This window comes from Methanosarcina sp. 1.H.T.1A.1 (genome assembly GCF_000979295.1).
In the GTDB taxonomy this organism is placed as follows: domain Archaea; phylum Halobacteriota; class Methanosarcinia; order Methanosarcinales; family Methanosarcinaceae; genus Methanosarcina.
On record NZ_JJQY01000053.1, the window covers coordinates 41,366 to 47,365 of the forward strand.

The window sequence follows — 6,000 nt, forward strand, 5'->3', positions numbered from 1 at the left end:
CAAACGGGGGGCGTTTGGCATAGTTATTACTGTAGTGAAAAGTGGAGGGAATGAGCTTCAATGGATGCGTAATCTCCTCTCTACAAACCCTTATCCCATAATGAGAGCTGGAAAAGATGGAATTGTACTTTACGCAAACGAAGCATCAGTTCCTTTACTGGAAATATGGAAAATCGAACCTGGAAAAAAACTTCCGTTGGAAATTCTCCCTTTCTTCCGGAAAACGATCAGAAAGAAAGAAGCTTTAAACATTGAAGTAAAAGAGAATAACAAAGAATACTTACTCACTTTTAATCCGGCGGAAAACGAATGTGTACATATCCACGGAATGGATCTTGCCTCCATGACAGCAAGAAAGAAAATACTATTTACGCAGGAAAAGCAGCAAGACGCATTTTCTGAAAACCTGGCGGACCGGGCTGCAGAGATGGTAGTTTCCGCTCTCAAAGCCGAATTCTGCAGAATTTTCAAGTTTTCTCACGACGGCGTTGACCTTCCGGAAAATCAGCCTTCGATTCAGGAAATCGGATGTATTGGACAGCCTGAGAAGTTAGATGAGCTTGCCGGCGGGATCAGTGTCTTTATAAGAATCCAGGGAAAACCCGGTATAGTTGTAACGCTTTACAGAAACAGACCGGATGAGTTTGCCCCTGAAGAAGTACGTTTTTTAAGGTATGTCCTGTCTCTGGTTCGTAAAGTCCAGAAGTGTAAAAGGATTGATGCAGAACTACAGGACAGGATACATTTTTTAGAATCATTACTAGAGGAAGTTCCGAACCCTGCTTATTTTAGAGATGTAAGCCAGACTTTTCAGGACCGCAGTGAGCTTTTCTCCGGGAAAGCTGCCCACTCTCAAGATCAAAAAACTTCAGGGTATTCGATGCATGAACTGGAAGAAGTAATTCCAAAGGAGCTTGCCGCGATCTACAAAAAGAAAAAAGGAGAGGCTTCAGAAGTATCAGAGGAGTTCGGGATGATGCCGGGAATCTGCAGTATGTTCAGGGAAAGTGAGGAGGCATTGAAAATAGCCCTCGAAGTGCAGAAAGTGTTCTGGACAGTCATCAATAATAGTCCGGCAGTCGTATTTTTATGGCGAAACGAGGAAAAATGGCCTGCGGATTTCGTGTCTGAAAATGTTTCACAGTTTGGGTATGAGGTTGAAGACTTCACCTCCGAAAGAATCCTTTACGGCGATATTGTCCATAAGGAGGATCTAAATAATGTCCAGGAACAGCTTGACAGCTGCGTAGAAGACAACTGCGAAGGTTTCAAGATGGAATATCGGATCTGCACAAAAGAAGGGGAATTGCGCTGGGTCGATGAGAGGACATTCATCCAGAGGGATGCAGAAGGTCGCGCCACTCATTTTCAGGGGGTGGTCATTGACATTACCGAAAGGAAGGTTGCAGAAGAAGCCCTTGAAAGAGCCGAGCAGCTCCGGAAAAAAGAGATCAACCACAGGATCAAGAATAACCTGCAAATAGTTTCTTCTCTGCTGGACCTGCAGGCCGAGAAATTCAGTGATAGAAAGGTAATTGAGGCTTTCAGGGAAAGTGAAAGCCGAATTGTTTCAATGTCGCTTATACACGAAGAACTTTATGAATCAGGAAACCTTGACATTCTTGATTTCTCGTCTTATATCCACAAATTAATAGCTGATCTCCTCCGTTCATACAGTACCGAGAGTTCGGCTATCAGGGTAAACCTTAATGTGGAAAAAGTTTTTCTCGGTGTTGACACCGCAGTTTCTCTGGGCATTATAATCAACGAACTTTTCACTAACGCCATCAAATATGCTTTTCCCCAGGGCAAAGGAGGGGAAATAAATGTTGAACTTTTCGGGGAAGGAACCGGAGAAGCAGTAAACGAAAAGGAAATCTCAGGTAAAACCCCTATTCCGAAGATTCCTGATAAAGGTAAGGATATGCATAAACAATTTACTCTTATCTTTGCAGACAACGGGAAGGGCTTTCCCGAAGATGTCGATTTCAGAAACACGGAAACCCTTGGTTTGCAGCTTGTAAATGCTCTTGTGAACCAGATAGAGGGGAGAATAGACCTTGAAAGGGAAAAAGGTACGAAATTTACGCTTAAATTTAGGGAAAGAATCAGGGAAACGGCCTGAAACTTCAAGACTATTCCATTCAGGATGAAATTCTAATAGTAATACCTGCATATTTTTAATTAGAATATTAAAGGGGGTAGCTTAAATGAGTGGAAATCTTTTCAAAAAAATCCTGATTGCAACGGATGGTTCAGAAAACGCCAAAAAAGCAGCTTCTTATGGAATAGACATTGCGCAGGCAACAGGGGCTGAAGTATATGCTCTGTATGTTGTTTCTACCGAGCACGCCGGAACTGCACGGACAGTTATGGGCTGGACTGAGGCATTTGAAGAATATCTTGCAAATCAGGGAGGGGTTGCAACTGGCTATGTAGAAAACCTTGGAAAAGAAGCCGGAGTTAAAGTGGAACCGATGTATCTGAAAGGTGTTCCGGCTGAAAAAATCCTTGAATATGCAGAGGAGAGTAATATTGACCTGATAGTAATGGGCACACAGGGCCTGACAGGAGTCCAGAGATTCCTTATCGGCAGTGTGGCAGAGAATGTTCTCAGGCACTCAAAAGTCCCTGTAATGATTGTCAGGTGATTGTCAGATGATTGTCAGATGATTGTCAGATGATTGTCAGGTGATTGTCAGGTGATTGTCAGGTAATAGTCAAGTAATACAGCCTGAAAAAAGGCCAGTTACTTTTTGCCGTTCGGATTACCAATTTTCCAGAGCAGCATCCAGCATTATCTGGAAACTGCTCATGGTATCCAGTCAACTACTTTTTAGAAGTTTCTGATTGAACAGAGACTCCTGATCCATTTTTAGGGGAATCACAGCTCCTTAATCCTCAATAATCCCTGCCCCTGTAAATATGGCTTTTGCTTCCTCAAAGCTCAGGTCTTCCGGGGGTACAATGATGTCGGATTCCAAGATTTCTTCCGCGCCAAGTGCTTCCCCTTTCTCCTTAATCTCAGAAATCAGCTTCACAAGTTCTGTTCTGAATTCCTCAGCATTTCCTTCCGCAACAAGGGCTACAATTTTGTTATCGATCTGGTTTAATTCATCGCAGAGGGCTTCAGGCGCCCGGTACTGGCCTTCTCCCATGATCCTTATTATCATATTCAGACCTCCTTTCCTTCTTCCGGACCTTTGCTTTCTCCCCCTGTTTTCGCTTTTTCAGGTCCCTTTCCAGCTTCGGCTTTAAGCTTTGCAAGTTCGGATTCGACACTGCTCTGGGTACTGATTTTTGCAAGTTCGCGCTCGATGTCGTCCCTGCCACCTGTAAGGTCTTCGAGTGCGCCGGCTTCCATAAGCTCGTCAATTGCCTCGGCGCGGGCTTTCATTTCGTCAGTCTTATTTTCGGCCCTCTCAAGTGCAAGTCCCACATCTGCCATCTCTTCGCTGATCCCGGTGACAGACTCGTTTATCTTCACCTGGGCTTCAGCTGCTGAGTACTGAGCTTTAATGGATTCCTTTTTTGTCCTGAAGATCTCGACCTTTGTAGAAAGTCGCTTTTCCGAGGCAATGAGCTTTTCTTCCTGTTTTTCGAGCTCCGCAATTTCCCTGTCAATCCCATCGACCTGCTGCTGGAGGGCTGCTTTTCTCTCAAGAGCCATCCTTGCAAGGTCTTCACGGTCAGCAGCAACCGCCTCCCGGGCCTGCTTTTCAAGCTTCTCATTACTCTGAATCAGTTTTGCCCGCTGGAGCTGAAGGCGTTTTTTCGAGGTTGTCACTTCTGCAACGCCTCTCTTTACGTTCTGCAGCAGTTCCAGCTGTTTTTCATAGGAATAATCAAGCGTTTCTCTAGGGTCTTCCATTCTGTTAAGCACTTTGTTCATCTTTGACTTGAATACTGTTTCCATCCTTGCGAATAATCCCATGTGGTTTCCCCGTTGCTTTATCAAAAATTGTTCTGTAAACAGGCTGGCATTTTTTGCCTTATTTTTATGGAGTATGGTTTTTTGAAAAATCCTGGCACTTTTTTCGCAGGACCCTTTTCTTCCTATGTCTTTTGGCTGGAGTTATATTTTTAGTTTATCTGTACTTTACTTTATTTCACTTTACTTTAGCACGTTACTTTATTTCACTTTACTTTAGCACTTTACTTTAGCACTTTACTTTATTTCACTTTACTTTGCCTTCCTCTTCCCGTTCTTCAGGGTATTTTTTCGGCGGGTTCTTTTATACAGGCATTTTTATATATACGGATTGATTATTCGTAGTCGCGCGAACGTTTTATATATTCAAAATACAACTTATCTAAAGATATTATGGCAAAACCTGAGACCAAAACTGAATTTTTTTATACCGAACGAGGGCTCATAGCCGTAGACAGCCCTGTTAAACTCCAGATATTGAATTTACTCAGGAAAGAGCCAAAATCGTTTGACGAAATCGTAAAATATACGGCAAAAGCCAAATCAACCATTTCTGTTCATCTTAATAATCTCAGATCATGCGAGCTTGTTGAAGAAAATTCTGACCCTGAAGACCGACGCAAGAAGATTTATTCCCTGACCTCTCATTACATGGGCTGCTCCCAGGAACCATTTATCGGGCATTACAGCAGCCTGCTGGAAACAGTTGCTGCAAGCGGAAACGACAGGTTCCGCTTTATGGAAGCCCTTTTTCATGTGATGCGATTTGGTTTTGAAGCATACGGGCTTGATAATGCCCCTGTTGTCAGGATGATTGGAATAGATATTGGCAAGCATCTCTCTGCTAATTTTAAATCAAGTAATCCTGAAGACCTGTTTAATGAGATTGCAGGCTTTATGGAAATTCACGGAGACTGCCGGGTCTCGGTGCTCCGGGGGAGCTCTCCTGTGCTTCAGGTCGAAGATGACTTCAAAGCCAGGTCCATGCCGGCAATAGGAAAACCCTTCTGTGCCCTCAGAGAAGGCATCATTGAAGGAATCCTTAAAGAAAAACTGGGAAAAGAGTGCGGCGTCCTGGAAACCGAGTGTTATGGAACCGGGCACACGCGATGTCTGTTTGAGATTACAATATAAATTATTTAATTATACTTACAGTTTTACAGAATAATTTTTGTCCGGAAATCCGCCTTTTAAGAAACAATTCTTTTAACGCAAACTGTCTCACAAAAAGTATACTGGAAAACCTAATTTTCGGATTCAGGTTGGGTTTTCCTTTCAGGCGGATGCAGGGTAATGAAAGTTAACTGGAATCTCCTATTACGACTCCAATTTCGGATTTAAGGCGAGGTCCTATTGCTGCCACGATTCCGGGCCCGTCCGTTTTTTCACGGCACACAACTGCGTGTTCAAGCAGCCCCAGGCGCTCGATTTCGTAAATGTCCCTGCCGTGCCCTGTCCTTTTTATTGCATTTTTTATTTCCGAACGGGTAGCACCATTAATGACAACTCTGTCGGTGCTTGCTTTTTTCCATCCCCACCAGATGTCAAGCTGTTTTTTGGTGAGGCGAGCTTTTGCTTTTTTGTTCCCCTCAAATACCTCAACTTCAACCGGCAGGTGAGGAACCAGCCCGAATCTCGATGCAAGCTGTTTTGGTTTTCCGCTGCCCAGTGCTTTGAGTTCCTCAGCTTCAACGCGCAGAGGGACACCGATGTTGACCACAAAAGCGTCTTCCGGAAAAGCCTGAAGGAAACCCAGGTACACCTTTCCAATTTCAGCTTTTTTTACAGGACTTCCGTACCTGGATGTCAGGATATTTGCTGACACCACGTCATCTTCACCCTCAAGGGAAAACTCTGCCCAGTTTTCCGGGGTAATAGAAACCTCAACCTTTACTTCGAGGTCTTTCAATTCATTCTCAACCAGGCTTTTCAGCAGTTCAGCCATTCTGTCCCGGTTTTTTCCATAAATATGCTGGAGGGTTACAACTTTTTTCATTTTCATCCTGCCACTTTATTCATTCTCTACCTGTGCCCTGTCTCTTATACACATCTCCGAGCCCACGAGACGG

The 6,000-nt window shown here is 43.8% G+C and carries 6 protein-coding genes; 3 read left to right on the forward strand and 3 right to left on the reverse strand.

The features are described 5' to 3' along the window. Nucleotides 1–64: 64 nt before the first annotated feature. Both EO95_RS16680 and EO95_RS05775 read left to right on the forward strand, forming a co-directional pair. Nucleotides 65–2,125, forward strand: a complete 2,061-nt coding sequence (locus tag EO95_RS16680; protein ID WP_052733516.1) for a histidine kinase dimerization/phosphoacceptor domain -containing protein — start codon at nucleotides 65–67, stop codon at nucleotides 2,123–2,125. A gap of 85 nt (nucleotides 2,126–2,210) precedes the next feature. Then, nucleotides 2,211–2,651: a universal stress protein gene (locus EO95_RS05775; protein WP_048133082.1), complete on the forward strand. Its 441-nt coding sequence runs from the start codon at nucleotides 2,211–2,213 to the stop codon at nucleotides 2,649–2,651. 243 nt (nucleotides 2,652–2,894) lie between these two features. On the opposite strand, the gene EO95_RS05780 is transcribed toward EO95_RS05775, so the two are convergent. Both EO95_RS05780 and EO95_RS05785 read right to left on the reverse strand, forming a co-directional pair. Next, nucleotides 2,895–3,173, reverse strand: a complete 279-nt coding sequence (locus tag EO95_RS05780) for a hypothetical protein (RefSeq protein WP_048133084.1) — start codon at nucleotides 3,171–3,173, stop codon at nucleotides 2,895–2,897. Between the two features lie 2 nt (nucleotides 3,174–3,175). Further along, nucleotides 3,176–3,934, reverse strand: a complete 759-nt coding sequence (locus EO95_RS05785; RefSeq protein WP_048133086.1) for a PspA/IM30 family protein — start codon at nucleotides 3,932–3,934, stop codon at nucleotides 3,176–3,178. 390 nt (nucleotides 3,935–4,324) lie between these two features. Between EO95_RS05785 and EO95_RS05790 the strand changes: the two genes are divergently transcribed. Continuing rightward, nucleotides 4,325–5,065: a V4R domain-containing protein gene (locus tag EO95_RS05790; RefSeq protein WP_048133088.1), complete on the forward strand. Its 741-nt coding sequence runs from the start codon at nucleotides 4,325–4,327 to the stop codon at nucleotides 5,063–5,065. Nucleotides 5,066–5,231: 166 nt separating this feature from the next. Here the strand turns inward: EO95_RS05790 and EO95_RS05795 are convergent, their stop codons facing one another. Beyond that, nucleotides 5,232–5,927: a DUF2110 family protein gene (locus EO95_RS05795; protein ID WP_048133101.1), complete on the reverse strand. Its 696-nt coding sequence runs from the start codon at nucleotides 5,925–5,927 to the stop codon at nucleotides 5,232–5,234. Between the last annotated feature and the right edge of the window lie 73 nt (nucleotides 5,928–6,000).

Coding starts and splice junctions, on each gene's coding strand:
- EO95_RS16680 (WP_052733516.1), top strand. CDS start 65: ATGCGTAATCTCCTCTCTACAAACCCTTATCCCATAATGAGAGCTGGA.
- EO95_RS05775 (WP_048133082.1), top strand. CDS start 2,211: ATGAGTGGAAATCTTTTCAAAAAAATCCTGATTGCAACGGATGGTTCA.
- EO95_RS05780 (WP_048133084.1), bottom strand. CDS start 3,173: ATGATAATAAGGATCATGGGAGAAGGCCAGTACCGGGCGCCTGAAGCC.
- EO95_RS05785 (WP_048133086.1), bottom strand. CDS start 3,934: ATGGGATTATTCGCAAGGATGGAAACAGTATTCAAGTCAAAGATGAAC.
- EO95_RS05790 (WP_048133088.1), top strand. CDS start 4,325: ATGGCAAAACCTGAGACCAAAACTGAATTTTTTTATACCGAACGAGGG.
- EO95_RS05795 (WP_048133101.1), bottom strand. CDS start 5,927: ATGAAAAAAGTTGTAACCCTCCAGCATATTTATGGAAAAAACCGGGAC.